Genomic DNA, 16,742 nt, shown 5'->3' with positions numbered 1-16,742 from the left:
TGTTTGATCGGACTGCTTTGAACTTTGACATCCTCGGCCTGACCCCCGCGCTGTTGCGCGCTGTGGGTGACATGGGCTTGTACGCTCCCACCCCCATCCAGGCTGAGGCGATTCCTGCTGCCTTGAAATCTGCCGATGTGTGGGCGACTGCCCCCACAGGCTCGGGCAAAACGCTGGCCTTTGCACTGCCGTTGCTGCAGCATTTGCTGGCTGCGCCGCGCCAGACCAACTTTCGCCGCCCAGTGCGCACGCTGGTGCTGGTGCCCACCCGTGAGCTGGCAGTGCAAGTGGGCGATGTGTTGGCCAATCTGGCCTACCCACTGCCGCAGTCGCTCAAAGTGATCACTGTGTTTGGCGGCGTCTCGGTCAACCCGCAAATGATGGCGCTGCGTGGCGGTGCCGACATCGTGGTGGCTACGCCTGGCCGCTTGCTCGACTTGATTGACCAAAACGCCGTGCGCCTGGCCGATGTTCAGCACCTGGTGCTGGACGAAGCCGACCGCCTGCTGGACCTGGGCTTTGCCGACGAGTTGCAGCGCGTGCTGGCGCTGTTGCCGCCCAAGCGTCAGACCTTGCTTTTTTCGGCCACGTTTGCCCCCGAGGTGGAAGCCCTGGCGGCCAAGTTGCTGCGCGATCCGCTGCGCATCACCGTCGAGGCCTTTGAGGGCCACAAGCCTGACATCACCCGACGCGCCATCGCGGTCGATGAGAAAAGCCGCACGGCCTTACTGCGTCACTTGATCACCGAAAACGGCTGGAAGCAGGTGTTGGTGTTTGTGGCCACGCGCTATGCATGCGAGCATGTGGCCAACAAACTCTACAAAGCGGGCGTGTTTGCCACGCCCTTTCATGGCGAGATGAGCCAAGGCGCACGCCAGGAAGTCTTGAGCGAGTTCAAAGCTGGCCGCTGGGACGTGGTGGTCACCACCGACCTGGCCTCACGCGGCATTGACATTGCCATGCTGCCCGTAGTCGTCAACTACGACCTGCCACGTTCAGCCACTGACTATACCCACCGCATCGGCCGCACGGGCCGTGCCGGTGCGCATGGCGACGCGGTGAGTTTTGTCACCGCCGCTGCGCTGGCACACTGGCAGCTGATCCAAAAACGCGAAAGCTTGGAACTCGCTTTAGAGCAAATTCCAGGCTTTGAGCAAACCGAAACCCCACCGCCACCATCACCCGGTGACGGCGGCATCAAGGGCTCACGCTTGAGCAAGAAAGACAAGTTGCGGGCTTTGGCTGCGGCGCAAACCACGCCAAAGTGAACGCTAAAGGGCGGTGTTGAGACCGCGTCCGACGTGATCGGGCGTCCATTGCGGCTCGCCTGCGTGACAAAAATCTCAGGCAGTTGAAATTCAGTCGTTTGCCTGATCGTCGAGGCGGTCTTCAGCACCACTTTGGTCTTGCGCCTTGATCACGCGCACGCCGTGCTTGCTCATGATTTCCACATACACCGAGGGCGCGCTTGTCTTGGCCACTGCGTCCACAGCTTCCACAACGCCGCTCACACGCACCACTTCGGCGGTGTCTGCGCTCAAGCCCACTTTGCAGTCAAAGTCCCAAAAGTCCACGCCTTTGGGCAAGGCGCGGTTGCGTTCGCGCTTGAAGTATTTGCGGATCTCATGCTTGACGGCTTCAAGCACACGGTCGTTGTGTTTGCCTTCGGCTTGCAGGAGGAAGTTCTTTTTCATGGGGGTCCTTGGGGATCGGGCAAGCGCCCGGTCCGGACGTGAATGCAGCTGCGCATTATCGCCGGTTTGGCCAATGCCTTTTGGGCCGATTGGGTGAAATTAACCCACTGGCGCAGGCGCGCTTGACTTGCTGTCTTCTGCCAATCCAGCTGGGGCTGCTGGCAAATGAACTGCGGGTTGGCCGTAAGGGGTTCAGTCTTTGAAACGAAACTTGAGCTGGAAACTGACGGCGCCATAAAGGCGGTCTTTGAGGGGGGGCACCAGCGCCACGTTGAGTCCCCATTGCCCATGTTCGAGGCTGGCCGTCGGGATGACCGCTGGAAACCAGCCACCGTTGAATGCTTTGGGGTAACCGTTGAAGGCCCCACCCACGACCCCGAGTTTTACCGGGCCGATGTGCCACGGCTGGAAGTAGGCCCCCACATAGCTGGAATGGGCATTGTCGCTGTTGATGAAGCGTCCAGCAGTGGCACTCCAGGAATCATCCAGTTTGTATTCAAAGCCCAGCCCTGGGTTGGCATTGCGCAGGCCCTTGTGGGTGTCAAAGTGGGCCGAATAAAACCCGGCGTTGACCCACAGGCGGCTGGTGTCCCACTCTGCACAGGCGGGCACGCTCAGCCAGGCCAGGCTGGCGCAGAACAGTTGGCCCCAGACCGGGCAAGTCAGGCGCTTCATGCGTCAGATCAGAGGGTTTTGAACACAGCAGCCGCCACACGCACCGTCTCGGCAATGTCGGCTTCGGTGTGGGCGGCACTCACAAAACCGGCTTCGTACAAGGCGGGCGCGATGTAGACCCCGCCGTCCAGCAGGCCGTGGAACAGCTTGTTGAATTTAGGGCTGTCGCTGGTCATGACTTTGGCGTAATTTTGCGGCAACTCAGGCAGCAAAAAGAAGCCGAACATGCCGCCTTGGCAATCGCCCACAAAGGGCACGCCTGCCGCAGCGGCAGCGCCTGTCAGGCCATCCACCAGGCTTTGGGTGCGGGCGCTCAGGGCATCCCAAAAACCGGGTTTGGCAATTTCGCGCAAAGTGGCCAGGCCGCAAGCCGTGGCCACCGGGTTGCCACTCAAGGTGCCTGCCTGGTAGACCGGGCCGGTGGGGGCCAACTGCGTCATGATGGCGCGGGGGCCACCAAAGGCGGCCAGGGGCATGCCACCGCCGATGACCTTGCCAAGCACGGTCATGTCGGGCTTGAAGCCGGGAATCAAACCGGCATAGACGCTTTGGGCGCTGCCCAAAGCCACACGAAAACCAGACATCACTTCGTCAAACACCAGCAAGGCGCCGTGTTGGCTGCACAGTTCACGGCAGCGCTTCATGAAGGGCACGCTGGCCCGGACAAAGTTCATGTTGCCCGCAATCGGCTCGATCATGACGCAGGCCAGTTCTTTGCCGTGCAAGGCAAAGGCTTCTTCGAGCTGAGCGATGTTGTTGTACTCGAGCACCAAGGTGTCTCGTACCACTTCGGGCGGTACGCCTGCGCTGGTGGGGTTGCCAAAAGTGGCCAGGCCGGAGCCTGCCTTGACCAGCAGGGCATCGGCGTGGCCGTGGTAGCAGCCTTCAAATTTGATGAACTTGCTGCGGCCTGTGGCACCGCGCGCCAAGCGCAGCGCACTCATGCCCGCTTCGGTGCCCGAGCTGACCAGGCGCACCATCTCCATCGAGGGCACATGCTTCAGAATTTCTTCGGCCAGCTCGATCTCGCGCTCTGTGGGGGCGCCAAAAGAGAAGCCATCCAAGGCAGCTTTTTGTACCGCTTCGAGTACGGCGGGATGGCCGTGGCCCAAGATCATTGGGCCCCAGGAGCCGATGTAGTCGATGTATTTCTGGCCGTTGGCGTCCCAGAAATAAGCGCCCTGTGCACGCTGCACAAAGCGCGGCGTGCCGCCGACGGCGCGAAAGGCGCGAACGGGGGAATTGACCCCGCCCGGGATCACTTGGGCTGCGCGGTCAAAGAGGGTTTGGTTGCGGTCTGTCATGGGGGTGGTCTCGGGCTTCAATGCTTGGTTTCGTTGAAAGGCACTTCAAAGTAGTCAGCGCCAGGGTGCACTTCTGGGCCTGCATCAGCGTCGGTGTCTTCGTCATCGGGCAGCGCCCAGAACAGGCGGTCCGGAATGACTTGGCCCATGCCGGGCCGAAAGCCCTCGTCAAGACAACGGTCCAGGTAATGCAAGGCTTCGTTGGCGGCTTCGGGCAGGTCCATCCCCGTGGCCAGCAAGGCGGCCAGCGCAGCGGTCAGAGTGTCTCCTGCGCCTGCAAAAACGGCTTCGATGCGTTCAAACTTTTCGTGGCTGAGCACGGTTTCGGGGGATGCCAACGCGTTGTCAATGTGTTGATCGGGCAAGGGCAGGCCAGTGACCAGGGTGTAGGGCACGCCCAGCTCGGCGGCGGCTTTGGCGATGTCGCGCGGGCCGGGGTTGCGCTCGCCCGTCCATTCAGGCAGCAACCAACGGCGCAAGGTGCTGTGATGCCCCACCAACACGCTGGTTTGGGGCAGCAGCAGTTCCCTGAAAGCGTCCAGATAAGCGTCGATCTTGTCGTCTTCCCACCAGGACAGGTTGGGCATGTAAGCCACCAGGGGCACGCCGTCGTAATCGTCGGCCAGCTCGGCAATGGTGGCCAGACTTTCGGGGGTGCCGACAAACCCGACCTTGATGACCTGGACCGGTACATCTTCGGCAACGGCGCGGGCTTGGTCGTTGACAGCCTCTTCATCGAGTGGGTAGAAATCGGTGATGCCGCTGGTGTCCCGCACATAGGCGCCCGTGCACACGGGCAGGCAATGGGCGCCCACCGACGCCATGGCGGTGGCATCACACGTTAATCCACCAGCGCCGCTGGGGTCGTTGGCATTGAAGGAAAGCACACAGGCCAGGCCCGCAGATTCTTCAGCCTCAAGGGCGTCGGTTTCAGTCAGGGATTCGGGGTGATGATCGGTCATGGGATGCGAATTGCAGGGGGCTTCAGAAGGTCTTCAGCAGGGCGCAAAATCTGTCGATGGTTTGCGGCACGATACAATCATTTCATTCTATTCGACTCTCAGATTGCGACAATGTGATGGAACACAAAACCTGGATGTGCCTGATTTGCGGCTGGATTTACGACGAAGCCACAGGCGACCCTGAGCATGGCATTGCGCCTGGCACCAAGTGGGAAGACGTGCCCATGAACTGGACTTGCCCGGAGTGCGCAGCGCGCAAGGAAGACTTTGAGATGGTGGCGATCTGATTTGAAGACAGACCGGATTGCGCCCGAGCCGTCTTATTCAGACGGCTTTTTCTTGACCACCGCATACCGGGCCAAGGTTTTTTCGCGGGCTTCGGCATGGTCAACGATGGGTGCCGGGTAGGTTTTGCCAATCACCACGTTGGCGGCCTGCAACTCCAGCGGTTTGGCCAACCAGGGGGCGTGCAGGTCTTTCGTGGACAAACCCGCCAATTCGGGCACATACCGTTGGATGAATTTACCTTCTGAGTCAAACTTTTCGCTTTGACTGATGGGGTTGAAAATCCGAAAGTAAGGCTGCGCGTCGCAACCGCTGGAGCTGGCCCACTGCCAGCCGCCATTGTTCGCTGACAGATCAAAATCGTTCAGGTGCTCGGCAAAGTAGCGTTCGCCCCAGCGCCAGTCAATGCCCAGGTCTTTCACCAAAAAGCACGCCACCACCATGCGCAGGCGGTTGTGCATGTAACCGGTCTGGTTGAGTTGACGCATGGCTGCATCCACCAAAGGGTAGCCCGTGCGAGCCTGGCACCAGGCGTCAAACAGTTTGTGGGCATGCGTGCCATGTTCCCAGCGGATGGCATCGTAATCGGGCTTGAAGCTTCGCCCTTGGCCCACATGCGCAAAATTGTGCAAAACCTGCACATAAAAGTCCCGCCAAATTAGCTCGGACAACCAGACACTGGCGCCAGGGCTGCCCGACAGCATGCGGGCGTGGGCTTCGCGAGCCAGTTGACGGATCGAGACCGTACCAAAGCGCAAATGCACGCTCAAGTAGCTGGGGCCTTTGACCGCCGGAAAGTTGCGCGTGTCTTCGTACTGGTCAATTCGGGTCAAAAAGTCTTGCAGCAAGGCCTGGGCACCCGATTCACCGATGGGAATTTTCAGAGCCTGGAGGTTGGTGGGCTCAAAACCAATGTCTTGCAAGCTGGGCACGGGGTGGGCCAGATCGTCAGGTCGGGGTGCCAAGCGCGAGGCCAGGGCTTCCACCGGGTGGGCCTGCAAGTCCTGGGGCGTGATTTTTTTGAGCCAGGCATTTTTGTAAGGCGTGAACACGCTGAAGGGCTTGGCCATTTGGGTGAGCACTTCGTTGCGCTCAAACACCACATGGTCCTTGAAGGTGTGCAGCACGATGCCCTGGTCGGCCAGATGCCCGCGCACCTGAATATCACGCGCCAGCGCCAGGGGTTCGTCATCGTGGTTGGCAAATACCGCCTGGGCCTGCAGGTGTTGAGCCAATTTGACGATTTTGTCTTTGGCCACGCCGTGACGCACGATCAGGCCCGCCTGTCGGTGGCCCGCCAGTTTGCGCAATTGGGCATCCACTTCCACCAGCGATTCTCGAATGAACTCGACCCGTCGGTCGGCGCGGGGCAGTTTGTCCAGAATGTCGGTGTCAAACACGAACACCACATGCACCCGTTGGCAGTGCTGAAGGGCTTGGTGCAGGGCTGCATGGTCGCTCACTCGCAAGTCGCGCCGCAGCCAGACCAAGCCACAAGAAAAAGGGGTTGCCATGAGGGTTTGCCGTGTTGGATCAATCAATGCACCCATGGACCCACCCGCAGGGACGGGGCCGCTAAAATCGGCGCATGACAGATTGTGCCTCCATCGACCTCAAGCATCATTTCCTGATCGCCATGCCGGGTTTGGAAGACGAGACATTTGCCCGCAGTGTCATCTACATGTGTGAGCACGGCCCCCGTGGCGCCATGGGCCTGATCATCAACAAGCCGGCAGACATCAGCATGCGCCTGTTGTTTGACAAGGTGGATTTGCGCTTGCGCCGTGAAGACCTGGTGCAAAACCCGGTGGGCCAGGGCGGCCCGGTGCAAACCGAACGCGGCTTTGTCTTGCACGATCCCTTGCGCATGGACAATCCTGAGGAGGATGGGGGCTCGATTTACGCTTCCACCCTCATCGTGCCGGGCGGGCTGGAAATGACCACTTCCCGCGATGTGCTCGAAGCCCTTTCTTCTGGGGCGGGGCCGCGTCGGGTATTGGTCACTTTGGGGTACTCGTCCTGGGGTGAGGGGCAGCTTGAATCCGAGTTGAGCGAAAACACTTGGCTCACGGTGCCCGCTTCAGCCGATGTGATTTTTGAGGTGCCCATGGCCGATCGCTATGACCGGGCGCTGGACTTGCTGGGGCTTAAAAGCTGGATGCTTTCTCCAGATGCGGGGCACGCATGAGCGCTGTGCCTGATGAAGTGGTGCCGGCATCTCAGCAAACCTTCCTCGCTTTTGACTATGGCCTCAAGCGAACTGGCGTCGCCATGGGCAATCGGTTGATCAAATCCGCGACCCCGCAAGCCACGATTGCTGCCGAAGGCGATGCCCGTTTTGAGCTGATTGCCAAACGCATCAAGGAATGGCAGCCGGATGCGCTGGTGATCGGCGTGCCCACTCACCCCGATGGGGGCGAGCACGAAAACACCCTGCGCGCCCGCAAATTTGGCCGCCAGCTGCGAGGCCGCTTTGGCCTTGCCGTGTATGAGGTGGACGAGCGCTACACCACGACCGAAGCCCTTGCCAATGGCGCCAAAGACGCTGATGCGGCGGCAGCAGCGATCATTCTTGACCAATTTTTGAGGAGTCTGCCATGAGTGCTTTGGCGTTGGATGCAGAAGCCCTGTACCAGGAGCTGCTGCAAGGCGTGCGCAGTTTGTGCAAGGCCGATACCCGTCTGGTGGGCATCACTTCCGGGGGGGCTTGGTTGGCCGAGCGACTGCACGGCGACCTCGCCCTGCCTGGTGAATCAGGCCGGGTGTCTTCGGTCATGCACCGAGACGATTACGCTCAGCGCGGCCTGTCGGCGGGCGGTCAGACCCACTTGCCCTTTGAGGTCGATGGGGCGGACATTGTGCTGCTGGACGATGTGCTTTACACCGGACGAACCATCCGCGCTGTGATCAACGAGATTTTTGACTACGGCCGTCCCGCCCGCGTGCAGTTGGCCGTGCTGGTGGACCGGGGCGGGCGTCAGCTGCCAGTGGAGGCAGACTTTGCCGCTGCCCGCGTGGCCTTGCCCGAGACCCAATCGCTGGCGCTGGCCCGCGATGCCTCGGGCAATTTCAGTTTTGAAGTGGAGAACAAGGCCTGAAACGGGCGAGAACACCATGCTCTACAAACGCAACAATCCCCAACTCAACAAAAACGGTGAACTGATTCACCTGCTGTCTACGGAGGGCCTGTCCAGGGACATCCTCACGCACATCCTCGACACGGCGGCGAGCTTTGTCAGCGTGCAGGAGCGGGAGGTGAAAAAAGTACCGCTTTTGCGCGGCAAGAGCGTCTTCAACCTGTTTTTTGAAAATAGCACCCGCACCCGCACCACTTTTGACATCGCTGCCACCCGCTTGTCGGCCGATGTGTACACCCTCGACATTGCCCGGTCTTCGGCCAGCAAGGGGGAGTCGTTGCTCGATACGATCGCCAATTTGTCGGCCATGGCAGCGGATATTTTTGTGGTGCGTCACAGCGAGTCGGGCGCACCGTATCTCATCGCGCAACATGTTGCGCCCCATGTGCATGTTGTGAACGCCGGTGACGGGCGCCACGCACACCCCACCCAGGGGCTGCTGGACATGTACACCATCCGGCACTACAAAAAAGACTTTTCCAACCTCACGGTGGCCATCGTGGGCGACGTGCTTCACTCGCGTGTGGCCCGCTCTGACATCCATGCGCTGACCACGCTGGGTTGCGCCGAAGTGCGCGTGGTTGGCCCCAAGACCTTGGTGCCTGCCGACATGGCACAAATGGGCGTACGGGTCTTCAACAATCTGGAAGAAGGCATCAAGGGCTGTGATGTGGTGATCATGCTGCGCCTGCAAAATGAACGCATGGCGGGCGCACTGCTGCCATCCAGCCAGGAATACTTCAAGAGCTTTGGCTTGACGCCCGAAAAACTGCAACTGGCCAAGCCCGACGCCATCGTGATGCACCCCGGACCGATCAACCGGGGCGTGGAGATCGACTCCGCCGTGGTCGATGGGCGGCAAAGCGTGATTCTGCCGCAGGTGACTTTTGGCATCGCTGTGCGCATGGCGGTGATGAGCATCGTCGCGGGCAACGAGGCATAAGGAAAAAACATGAACCTTCACGCCCCTCTCTTTGTTTGTTCACAGATGCCCACGATGGCCCTGCACGCTTTGAGTCAACCTGATGGAGTGCAGCCATGAAAATCCTCATTCAAAACGGCAGGGTGATTGACCCCGCAAATGGCGTTGACCAAACAGCGGATGTGGCGATTGCCGCTGGACGCATTGTGGCGGTGGGTCGGGTGCCAGCCGACTTCACACCCAATCGCACAATCGATGCGACAGGTGCCGTTGTGGCCCCTGGCTTGGTGGACTTGGCAGCGCGCCTGCGTGAGCCTGGCCAGGAGCATGCCGGCATGCTGGAAAGCGAAATGGCCGCTGCCGTGGCGGGCGGTGTGACCAGCCTGGTCTGCACGCCCGATACCGATCCGGTGCTGGACGAACCAGGCTTGGTCGAAATGCTGCGCTACCGCGCCGAAAAGTTGCACCAGGCACGCGTGCTGCCTCTGGGCGCACTCACCGTGGGCCTGCGGGGCGAAGTGCTGACCGAAATGGGGCAGCTCACCGCCGCGGGTTGTGTGGGTTTCAGCCAGGCCGAAGTCCCGATTCCCAGTACCCAGGTGCTGCAGCGTGCTTTGCAATACGCCAGCACCTTTGGCTACACCGTCTGGCTGCGCCCGCAAGAGCTGCACCTGGGCAAGGGCGTGGCAGCCAGCGGCCCGCTGGCCACGCGCATGGGTTTGTCCAGTGTGTCGGTGGCCGCTGAGACGATTGCGTTGCACACGATTTTCGAGCTGGTGCGCAGCACCCGCGCCCGTGTGCACCTTTGCCGCATCAGCAGTGCCCAGGGGGTGGAACTGGTGCGCCAGGCCAAAGCCGAAGACCTCCTTGTGACGGCCGATGTGAGCATCAACTCGCTGCACCTGACGGACGCCGACATGGGGTATTTCGACAGCCGTGCGCGCCTCCTGCCCGTGCTTCGTCAGCAGCGCGACCGCGATGCCCTGCGCGCCGGTCTGGCCGATGGCACGCTGGATGTCCTGGTGTCTGACCACACCCCGGTCGATGCCGATGCCAAGGCCTTGCCATTTGCCGAAGCCGAACCCGGTGCCACGGGCATGGAACTGCTCTGGAGCCTGGCCCTCAAGTGGGGACAGGATGCCGGCTTGCCTTTGGCACAAGTGATTTCACGCATCACCGCAGACCCGGCCCGTGTGCTCGGCATCGCGCTGGGCAGCTTGCAAGGCTCAGTGGGGCAGTTGGCGGTGGGCGGTTTGGCCGATGTGTGCGTGCTGTCCGATCAATGCCATTGGCGCGTCACCGACACGTCTTTGCGCAGTCAGGGCAAAAGTACACCCTTTTCAGGCTACGAATTGCCGGGACGTGTGCTGGCCACGGTGGTTGGTGGCAACGTCGCATTTGAAGCGCGCTGATCCGTGGTGATTTTGACTTTTTGTGTGAGTTGGCACCCTGCGCGTCATCTGCCGCTGAGTCAGATGGGTTTGCCATTGGGTCGCAGCGTAGCGCCTCCAATTTGGACATGACATGCGCACGCTGATCGCCCTCTGGAAATTGCTGCGTGGTTTATGGCACGTCCTCATCGGCATGTGGACAATTTATGCCAGGTTTCCCCAATGGACCCCTGAGCAACGCGAGATGCGCGTGCAAGCCTGGGCCTTGCAGTTTTTGGCCTTGTGGGACATCCACCTCAAGGTATTGGGAAGGCCTGTGTCCAATGGCCCGGCCCTCATCGTGGCCAACCACATTTCATGGCTGGATATTTCGGTGATTCATGCGGCGCGGCATTGCCGATTTGTCTCCAAGTCCGACATCCGGGATTGGCCCTTGGTGGGCATGTTGGCCACGGGCGCTGGCACCCTCTACATTGAACGCACCAGCCGCAAAGACGCCCTGCGCATGGTCAAGGACATGGCCGATGCCATGAAGAATGGCGATGTGGTGGCGGTATTCCCTGAAGGCACCACCAGCGATGGGCGTGATTTGCTGCCCTTTCACGCCAACTTGATCCAGTCGGCTATTCAAGCGGAGGCGGCCGTGCAGCCCATGTCGCTTCAATTCCTGGATGCCCGAAGTGGTGAGCCGAGTTTTGCGCCTTGCTACATTGGTGACGACACATTGGTCGGCTCCATCTGGCGCACCCTCACTGCGCCCAGAATCACGGCTGTGGTTCACTTCGGCGAGCCGCAACTTGCCCAAGGGCGAGATCGCCGTGTTTGGGCGCTTGATTTACGCGACGAGGTGATCCGTCTGCGCGATGCTAATAAGAACTGAGTGGCGGCAGTTGATTTCGCCATTGCGGGGGCTGGGTTTCGAATTGCCCTTCAGGCCAATCACTCCCTTAACAAATCCGACGGGCAATTTTTTGAATGGGTGAAGTCGGTTCAATGTTCAGCCACTCGTGCAACATGCCTTGCCGACTCACGACCTGGCCCGTGAGCATCGGACCGGTGTAGTAAGTCAGGTGCATCACCCGGGCCATCTTCAACTTGCAGTTGAGTTGAATCTGGGAATGGGTCGACAAGTACAACTTGCCATCGCCCGTACTTTGGGCTTTCTTGTAATCCAAGGCGGTCCAGACCCATTTCCGGCCATCTTCTTCAGTGATGGATTTGGGGTCAATGTAAAACAAACCCAGGTCGTTGAGCGTGATGGCCTCCCACTTGGCGCTGGCTTTGACCACTGAGCACATCACGCAGAGGAGGCCGATGAAGGCGTAGCGGGCAGTTTTTCGCAGTTTCATGGCGTGCAATCTGATCTGTCGATGAAGCTGGGTGCAAAGTTAAATGGGTGTGGCGTGCTTGAGCACACAGGTACAAGTTGGCGCAAAGACCTGTCAGGTTCGGCGATTGAGCAGTTCTGACGCCAGCACCACCATGGCTTGCCGGTAAGCATTGTCTGGCAGTTGCATGGCCGCATCGATGGCGCGTTGGGCTTCTGAGGCCGCTGCATTGCGGGTGGCCTCCAGTGCGCCTGTGTCGCGCACGATGGTCACGATGTCGGCCAATCGGGCGATGCTGCCCGTTTCTATGGCTTCACGCAGGGTCTGTCTTTGAGCCTCACTGCCCAGTTGCATGGCCAAAATCAGGGGCAGGGTGGCTTTGCCCTCGCGCAAATCATCACCCAAATTTTTACCCATTTCGGAGGCATTGCCATCGTAGTCGAGCACATCGTCGATCACCTGAAAAGCAGTGCCCAAGGCCTGACCGTAGTCAGCGCAAGCGTTTTGAATGGAGGCCGAGCTGCCCGCCAAAATTGCGCCCAGGCGGGCGCTGGCCTCAAATAATTTGGCTGTTTTGGAGCGGATCACACGCAAATAGCCATCTTCGTTCAGTGAGGCATCGTGCATGTTCATCAACTGCAGCACTTCGCCTTCGGCAATCACATTCGTGGCATCGGCCAAGGTTTGCATGACTTGCATGCTGTCTGCATCCACCATCATCTGGAAGGCGCGCGAGTACATGAAGTCACCGACAAGCACGCTGGCAGGGTTGCCAAAACGCTCGTTGGCGGTGGGTTTGCCACGCCTCAAGGTTGACTCGTCCACCACATCGTCGTGCAGCAGGGTCGCGGTGTGTATGAATTCGACCACGGCGGCGAGCGTGTACTTTTGTGCGCCGGTGTAGCCCAGAGCCCCGCAAGTTAGAAGCAGCAAGACCGGGCGCAGGCGTTTGCCGCCAGCCGAAATGATGTATTTGGCCACCTCACCCACCAAGGGGACGCCTGACTCGAGTCGCTTAGCGATGACACGGTCGACCTGTTCCATGTCGGGCGACACAAGTTCAAGAACGGCGGCGGTGCTGTTTTCGTGAGCAGACAACTTGATGTATCCAGCTGGGTGGCTGGCCAGGGCCGAGGCGAAAGGGGGGCGTTATTGGGCGCATTGCAATGCATCTCTATTATAGGGACGGCCAAGTGACGCCCCCCTGTCGTCACCCTTAACGGGCGCTGGCGGCGTCAGCCGATTGCCTGCCAGGGTATGTCGTGCTAAAATCTTTGGTTCCTTGGGGATCAGCCCTTGGAAACTTCCATCCAAAGAGGTCATTTATGTACGCGGTCATAAAAACCGGCGGCAAACAGTATCGTGTTGTCGCTGGCGAAAAAATTAAAGTAGAACAGATTGCTGCGGACGTTGGCCAGGAAATCGTGATTGATCAGGTTTTAGCCGTCGGTACCGGCGCTGAACTCAAGATCGGCACGCCCCTGGTGTCCGGCGCCACAGTCATAGCCACAGTTTTGGCGCATGGCAAGCACGATAAAGTGCACATCTTCAAGATGCGCCGTCGCAAGCACTATCAGAAACGTCAGGGTCATCGCCAGCAGTTCACCGAACTGCAAATCGGCGCGATCTCTGCCTAAGGAGAATAGGTCATGGCACAGAAAAAAGGCGGCGGCTCTACGCGCAACGGTCGTGATTCCAAGCCAAAGATGCTTGGCGTTAAGGCTTTCGGTGGTGAACTGATCAGCGCTGGCTCGATCATCGTTCGTCAACGTGGTACCAAGTTTCATGCTGGCAACAATGTCGGTATCGGCAAAGACCACACTTTGTTTGCCCTGGTTGACGGCCATGTGTCGTTTTCCACCAAAGGCGAGCTCAGCAAGCACATGGTGAACGTGACCAAGGCTGTTTAAGCCAGTCTCGTCCATGGCGAAGAGGAGCCCCGCAAGCCGGGGCTTTTCGCATTTTGGCCCGCTTGTATTTTGACGGCGGACCCCAAGCTACACTGGAATTCTCATGAAGTTCGTTGACGAAGCCTATATTGACATCTCCGCAGGAGACGGCGGGAACGGCTGTGTCTCGTTCCGCCACGAGAAATACAAGGAATTTGGTGGTCCCAATGGAGGTGACGGTGGTCGGGGTGGGCATGTCTTCGCTTTTGTCGACATCAACCTGAATACTTTGGTTGACTTCCGTTACTCGCGTCGCCACGAGGCCAAGCGGGGTCAGCACGGTATGGGCTCCGACATGTTTGGGGCTGCTGGCGACGATGTCATTTTGAAAATGCCCGTAGGCACCATCATCACCGACGCGGAAACGGGCGAAGTGCTCTACGAATTGTTGGAGCCAGGCGAAACCATCATGATCGCCAAGGGCGGCGATGGTGGTTTTGGCAACATGCGCTTTAAAAGTGCCATCAATCGGGCCCCACGCCAAAAAACACCGGGTTGGCTTGGAGAAAAGAAAGAGCTCAAGCTCGAGTTGAAAGTGTTGGCCGATGTGGGCCTGCTGGGTATGCCCAACGCGGGCAAGTCCACTTTCATCGCGGCCGTCTCCAACGCACGGCCCAAGATCGCCGATTACCCCTTCACCACCTTGCACCCCAACCTGGGTGTGGTTCGTGTCGGCCCTGAGCAAAGCTTTGTGGTCGCCGATGTGCCGGGTCTGATTGAAGGGGCCTCTGAAGGCGCGGGTTTGGGGCATTTGTTTTTGCGCCATTTGCAGCGCACCCGTTTGTTGTTGCACGTGGTTGACTTTGCACCGTTTGACGAGAACGTCGACCCTGTTCAGCAAGCCAAGGCCATCGTGGCCGAGCTCAAAAAATACGACCCAGGCCTTTACAACAAGCCGCGCTGGCTGGTGCTCAACAAGCTGGACATGGTGCCCGCTGAAGAGCGCGAGGTCCGCGTGAAAGATTTCATCAAGCGCATGCGCTACAAAGGCCCAGTCTTCCAGATTTCGGCCTTGACGCGTGAAGGTTGTGAACCATTGATCAAGGAAATCTACAAGCACATCCGGGCCCAGCAAATCATTGAGCAAGGTGTTGTGGACATTGATCCTCGTTTCAAGGAACAAGACAAGCCGCAAGCGCCTGATGCCGATGATCCGCGATTCAAAACGCCGTCTTCCGAGCCCAACGACGCCTAGTATCTGGCCCTGAGACCTGCGTGCAAAAGCAAAGTACACCCCCAAGCATGACCACCCCTGCCGTTTCCAATCTCTTGCGTGACGCCCGTCGTATCGTTGTCAAAGTGGGTTCCAGCCTGGTGACCAACGAAGGTCGCGGTCTGGATGAGGATGCAATTGGCGAATGGTGCCGCCAGATGGCGCTGCTCAGCGCCCAAGGCAAAGAGGTGGTCATGGTGTCCAGTGGTGCCATTGCCGAAGGCATGAAGCGCCTGGGCTGGGCCACACGTCCCAGCGAAGTGCCGGCCTTGCAGGCCGCCGCCGCAGTGGGCCAGATGGGTCTGGCGCAAGTGTATGAAACCAAGTTGCGAGAACACGGCATGGGCAGCGCCCAGGTTTTGCTGACACATGCCGATCTAGCCGATCGTGAGCGCTACCTCAATGCCCGCTCCACCTTGCTGACCTTGCTGCAACACCGCGTGTTGCCGGTCATCAACGAAAACGACACGGTCGTCAACGACGAGATCAAGTTTGGTGACAACGACACATTGGGCGCTTTGGTGGCCAACTTGATCGAGGCGGACCTGCTGATCATCCTCACCGATCAAAAAGGCCTGTACACCGCTGATCCCCGCAAAGACCCCTCGGCCACGTTTGTGCACGAGGCCCGCGCAGGCGATGCGGCACTCGAAGCCATGGCTGGTGGTGCTGGCTCCAGCATTGGCAAAGGCGGCATGATCACCAAAATCCTGGCGGCCAAACGGGCCGCGGGTTCGGGCGCATCCACGGTGATCGCCTGGGGCCGTGAGCCAGATGCGCTGCTGCGCTTGAGTCAGGGCGACAACATGGGCACCTTGCTGGTGGCCCAAACGGCCAAACAACAAGCGCGCAAGCAGTGGATGGCCGATCACCTGCAGTTGCGTGGGTCGGTCACGGTCGATGCCGGGGCTGCACACAAAGTATTGACCGAAGGCAAAAGTTTGCTGCCCATTGGCATGAACGGTGTCGCCGGGGATTTTTCACGCGGTGATGTCATTGCCATCCGGGATGAGCAAGGGACAGAAATTGCCCGTGGTTTGGCCAATTACGCCAGTGCCGAAGCGCGCTTGTTGTGCCGCAAACCCTCGCATGAATACGAGGCTTTGTTGGGCTACACCGCTGAGCCCGAAATGGTGCACCGGGACAATCTGATTTTGACCCGCTGAGCGCCAGGCTGACCAGCAAAAGCTTGACGGCCTTTAGCCTTGTGGATTCGGATCGAAGCTGGCCCCGGGAGACAGTTCCATGTGCAAGGGTGGCGCCATTTCCAGGGTGCCGTTGTCAGAGTCCAAACCTTCACGCAGGCTTCGGCTGCCGCCGCGCAAATAACGGTTTTGCCTTTCTTGGCGCGGTAAAAACCTGGCCAACTCGGTCAGTGCCATTTCGTACACACCGCGTTTGAACTCCACCACCACATCGAGTGGCACCCAATAGTCGTTCCAGCGCCAGGCGTCGAACTCGGGGTGGTCGGTGGCGCGCAAGTTCAGATGGTGGTCGTGCCCCATCAATTGCAGCATGTACCAGATCTGTTTCTGGCCTTTGTAAAAACCACGAGCATCCCTGCGGATGAAGCGGTCTGGCACCTCATAACGCAACCAGTCACGGGTTCGGGCCACGATGCGCACATGCTCCGGTTGGAGCCCCACTTCTTCATGCAGTTCACGGAACATGGCCTGTTCAGGACTTTCGCCCCGGTCAATGCCGCCTTGCGGAAACTGCCAGCTGTGGGTTCGTATGCGTTTGCCCCAGAAAACCTGGTTTCTCTGGTTGAGCAGAATGATGCCGACGTTCGGCCTAAAGCCTTCACGGTCAAGCATAATCAACCCCAAATTTTTAAATTGTGTTCATTATGCACGCCACATTGGCGCTCGCTCTTGGATGT

At 59.4% G+C, this 16,742-nt stretch carries 20 protein-coding genes; 12 read left to right on the top strand and 8 right to left on the bottom strand.

The window, feature by feature from the left end:
- The first annotated feature begins 17 nt into the window (after positions 1-17).
- Entirely contained in the window at positions 18-1,268 is a 1,251-nt protein-coding gene (locus tag ACIQ3A_RS00385) for a DEAD/DEAH box helicase (protein ID WP_396429758.1), read from the top strand.
- Positions 1,269-1,358: 90 nt separating this feature from the next.
- Here ACIQ3A_RS00385 and ACIQ3A_RS00380 read toward each other — a convergent pair whose 3' ends face one another.
- The 4 genes from ACIQ3A_RS00380 to ACIQ3A_RS00365 form a co-directional block, all read right to left on the bottom strand.
- A complete protein-coding gene (locus ACIQ3A_RS00380; RefSeq protein ID WP_396429757.1) occupies positions 1,359-1,694 on the bottom strand; it encodes a DUF6172 family protein in 336 nt (111 codons plus the stop codon).
- Between the two features lie 192 nt (positions 1,695-1,886).
- The gene (locus ACIQ3A_RS00375; protein WP_396429756.1) at positions 1,887-2,369 is read right to left on the bottom strand and encodes a hypothetical protein; all 483 of its coding nucleotides are present in this window, start codon (positions 2,367-2,369) and stop codon (positions 1,887-1,889) included.
- 8 nt (positions 2,370-2,377) lie between these two features.
- On the bottom strand, positions 2,378-3,673 hold the full coding sequence (gene hemL / locus ACIQ3A_RS00370; RefSeq protein WP_396429755.1) for a glutamate-1-semialdehyde 2,1-aminomutase: 1,296 nt from the start codon (positions 3,671-3,673) through the stop codon (positions 2,378-2,380).
- Positions 3,674-3,690: 17 nt separating this feature from the next.
- Positions 3,691-4,635 carry a hydroxymethylpyrimidine/phosphomethylpyrimidine kinase gene (locus ACIQ3A_RS00365; RefSeq protein WP_396429754.1) on the bottom strand — a complete coding sequence of 315 codons (945 nt, stop codon included), beginning with the start codon at positions 4,633-4,635 and terminating at the stop codon, positions 3,691-3,693.
- A 116-nt stretch (positions 4,636-4,751) separates the two neighbouring features.
- Between ACIQ3A_RS00365 and ACIQ3A_RS00360 the strand changes: the two genes are divergently transcribed.
- Positions 4,752-4,922 carry a rubredoxin gene (locus tag ACIQ3A_RS00360; RefSeq protein WP_108407137.1) on the top strand — a complete coding sequence of 57 codons (171 nt, stop codon included), beginning with the start codon at positions 4,752-4,754 and terminating at the stop codon, positions 4,920-4,922.
- Positions 4,923-4,955: 33 nt separating this feature from the next.
- Here the strand turns inward: ACIQ3A_RS00360 and ACIQ3A_RS00355 are convergent, their stop codons facing one another.
- Positions 4,956-6,434, bottom strand: a complete 1,479-nt coding sequence (locus tag ACIQ3A_RS00355; protein WP_396429753.1) for a cryptochrome/photolyase family protein — start codon at positions 6,432-6,434, stop codon at positions 4,956-4,958.
- 74 nt (positions 6,435-6,508) lie between these two features.
- Between ACIQ3A_RS00355 and ACIQ3A_RS00350 the strand changes: the two genes are divergently transcribed.
- The 6 genes from ACIQ3A_RS00350 (at position 6,509) to ACIQ3A_RS00325 (ending at position 11,250) form a co-directional block, all read left to right on the top strand.
- Entirely contained in the window at positions 6,509-7,108 is a 600-nt protein-coding gene (locus tag ACIQ3A_RS00350; RefSeq protein WP_396429752.1) for a YqgE/AlgH family protein, read from the top strand.
- Positions 7,105-7,521: a Holliday junction resolvase RuvX gene (gene ruvX / locus ACIQ3A_RS00345; RefSeq protein ID WP_396429751.1), complete on the top strand. Its 417-nt coding sequence runs from the start codon at positions 7,105-7,107 to the stop codon at positions 7,519-7,521. The genes ACIQ3A_RS00350 and ruvX overlap by 4 nt, the downstream gene beginning before the upstream one ends.
- The gene (gene pyrR, locus ACIQ3A_RS00340) at positions 7,518-8,018 is read left to right on the top strand and encodes a bifunctional pyr operon transcriptional regulator/uracil phosphoribosyltransferase PyrR (RefSeq protein ID WP_396429750.1); all 501 of its coding nucleotides are present in this window, start codon (positions 7,518-7,520) and stop codon (positions 8,016-8,018) included. The genes ruvX and pyrR overlap by 4 nt, the downstream gene beginning before the upstream one ends.
- Positions 8,019-8,034: 16 nt before the next feature.
- Positions 8,035-9,000: an aspartate carbamoyltransferase catalytic subunit gene (locus tag ACIQ3A_RS00335; RefSeq protein WP_396429749.1), complete on the top strand. Its 966-nt coding sequence runs from the start codon at positions 8,035-8,037 to the stop codon at positions 8,998-9,000.
- Between the two features lie 95 nt (positions 9,001-9,095).
- Positions 9,096-10,391, top strand: coding sequence for a dihydroorotase (locus ACIQ3A_RS00330; RefSeq protein ID WP_396429748.1), 1,296 nt, complete (start codon positions 9,096-9,098; stop codon positions 10,389-10,391).
- Between the two features lie 112 nt (positions 10,392-10,503).
- Positions 10,504-11,250, top strand: coding sequence for a lysophospholipid acyltransferase family protein (locus ACIQ3A_RS00325; RefSeq protein WP_396429747.1), 747 nt, complete (start codon positions 10,504-10,506; stop codon positions 11,248-11,250).
- Positions 11,251-11,317: 67 nt separating this feature from the next.
- On the opposite strand, the gene ACIQ3A_RS00320 is transcribed toward ACIQ3A_RS00325, so the two are convergent.
- Both ACIQ3A_RS00320 and ACIQ3A_RS00315 read right to left on the bottom strand, forming a co-directional pair.
- Positions 11,318-11,719 (bottom strand): surface-adhesin E family protein, encoded by a 402-nt coding sequence (locus tag ACIQ3A_RS00320; RefSeq protein WP_396429746.1) that lies wholly within the window; start codon positions 11,717-11,719, stop codon positions 11,318-11,320.
- A 93-nt stretch (positions 11,720-11,812) separates the two neighbouring features.
- Positions 11,813-12,796, bottom strand: coding sequence for a polyprenyl synthetase family protein (locus ACIQ3A_RS00315; RefSeq protein WP_396429745.1), 984 nt, complete (start codon positions 12,794-12,796; stop codon positions 11,813-11,815).
- A 227-nt stretch (positions 12,797-13,023) separates the two neighbouring features.
- Here ACIQ3A_RS00315 and rplU point away from each other — a divergent pair, with 227 nt between their 5' ends.
- The 4 genes from rplU to proB all read left to right on the top strand — a co-directional run bounded on the left by rplU (position 13,024) and on the right by proB (position 16,026).
- A complete protein-coding gene (gene rplU / locus ACIQ3A_RS00310) occupies positions 13,024-13,335 on the top strand; it encodes a 50S ribosomal protein L21 (RefSeq protein ID WP_396429744.1) in 312 nt (103 codons plus the stop codon).
- Positions 13,336-13,347: 12 nt separating this feature from the next.
- Positions 13,348-13,608, top strand: a complete 261-nt coding sequence (gene rpmA / locus ACIQ3A_RS00305) for a 50S ribosomal protein L27 (RefSeq protein ID WP_108407147.1) — start codon at positions 13,348-13,350, stop codon at positions 13,606-13,608.
- Positions 13,609-13,711: 103 nt separating this feature from the next.
- Entirely contained in the window at positions 13,712-14,842 is a 1,131-nt protein-coding gene (gene cgtA, locus ACIQ3A_RS00300; RefSeq protein ID WP_396429743.1) for an Obg family GTPase CgtA, read from the top strand.
- A 47-nt stretch (positions 14,843-14,889) separates the two neighbouring features.
- Positions 14,890-16,026, top strand: coding sequence for a glutamate 5-kinase (gene proB / locus ACIQ3A_RS00295; protein WP_396429742.1), 1,137 nt, complete (start codon positions 14,890-14,892; stop codon positions 16,024-16,026).
- 33 nt (positions 16,027-16,059) lie between these two features.
- Here the strand turns inward: proB and ACIQ3A_RS00290 are convergent, their stop codons facing one another.
- The gene (locus ACIQ3A_RS00290) at positions 16,060-16,677 is read right to left on the bottom strand and encodes an RNA pyrophosphohydrolase (protein ID WP_396429741.1); all 618 of its coding nucleotides are present in this window, start codon (positions 16,675-16,677) and stop codon (positions 16,060-16,062) included.
- Positions 16,678-16,742 lie beyond the last annotated feature (65 nt).

Origin of the sequence: Limnohabitans sp., from assembly GCF_044361985.1 — a bacterium.
Taxonomy (GTDB): domain Bacteria; phylum Pseudomonadota; class Gammaproteobacteria; order Burkholderiales; family Burkholderiaceae_C; genus Limnohabitans_A.
The sequence above is the reverse complement of the archived record's forward strand: the minus strand, read 5'-3'. Positions and strand labels throughout refer to the sequence as shown.

What these genes read in the sequence shown, in the direction of transcription:
- ACIQ3A_RS00365 (WP_396429754.1), bottom strand. Translation starts at nt 4,635, where the DNA reads ATGACCGATCATCACCCCGAATCCCTGACTGAAACCGACGCCCTTGAG.
- pyrR (WP_396429750.1), top strand. Translation starts at nt 7,518, where the DNA reads ATGAGTGCTTTGGCGTTGGATGCAGAAGCCCTGTACCAGGAGCTGCTG.
- cgtA (WP_396429743.1), top strand. Translation starts at nt 13,712, where the DNA reads ATGAAGTTCGTTGACGAAGCCTATATTGACATCTCCGCAGGAGACGGC.
- ACIQ3A_RS00350 (WP_396429752.1), top strand. Translation starts at nt 6,509, where the DNA reads ATGACAGATTGTGCCTCCATCGACCTCAAGCATCATTTCCTGATCGCC.
- ACIQ3A_RS00355 (WP_396429753.1), bottom strand. Translation starts at nt 6,434, where the DNA reads ATGGCAACCCCTTTTTCTTGTGGCTTGGTCTGGCTGCGGCGCGACTTG.
- ACIQ3A_RS00320 (WP_396429746.1), bottom strand. Translation starts at nt 11,719, where the DNA reads ATGAAACTGCGAAAAACTGCCCGCTACGCCTTCATCGGCCTCCTCTGC.
- hemL (WP_396429755.1), bottom strand. Translation starts at nt 3,673, where the DNA reads ATGACAGACCGCAACCAAACCCTCTTTGACCGCGCAGCCCAAGTGATC.
- ACIQ3A_RS00335 (WP_396429749.1), top strand. Translation starts at nt 8,035, where the DNA reads ATGCTCTACAAACGCAACAATCCCCAACTCAACAAAAACGGTGAACTG.
- ACIQ3A_RS00375 (WP_396429756.1), bottom strand. Translation starts at nt 2,369, where the DNA reads ATGAAGCGCCTGACTTGCCCGGTCTGGGGCCAACTGTTCTGCGCCAGC.
- ACIQ3A_RS00360 (WP_108407137.1), top strand. Translation starts at nt 4,752, where the DNA reads ATGGAACACAAAACCTGGATGTGCCTGATTTGCGGCTGGATTTACGAC.
- ACIQ3A_RS00380 (WP_396429757.1), bottom strand. Translation starts at nt 1,694, where the DNA reads ATGAAAAAGAACTTCCTCCTGCAAGCCGAAGGCAAACACAACGACCGT.
- ruvX (WP_396429751.1), top strand. Translation starts at nt 7,105, where the DNA reads ATGAGCGCTGTGCCTGATGAAGTGGTGCCGGCATCTCAGCAAACCTTC.
- ACIQ3A_RS00325 (WP_396429747.1), top strand. Translation starts at nt 10,504, where the DNA reads ATGCGCACGCTGATCGCCCTCTGGAAATTGCTGCGTGGTTTATGGCAC.
- rplU (WP_396429744.1), top strand. Translation starts at nt 13,024, where the DNA reads ATGTACGCGGTCATAAAAACCGGCGGCAAACAGTATCGTGTTGTCGCT.
- rpmA (WP_108407147.1), top strand. Translation starts at nt 13,348, where the DNA reads ATGGCACAGAAAAAAGGCGGCGGCTCTACGCGCAACGGTCGTGATTCC.
- ACIQ3A_RS00330 (WP_396429748.1), top strand. Translation starts at nt 9,096, where the DNA reads ATGAAAATCCTCATTCAAAACGGCAGGGTGATTGACCCCGCAAATGGC.
- ACIQ3A_RS00290 (WP_396429741.1), bottom strand. Translation starts at nt 16,677, where the DNA reads ATGCTTGACCGTGAAGGCTTTAGGCCGAACGTCGGCATCATTCTGCTC.
- proB (WP_396429742.1), top strand. Translation starts at nt 14,890, where the DNA reads ATGACCACCCCTGCCGTTTCCAATCTCTTGCGTGACGCCCGTCGTATC.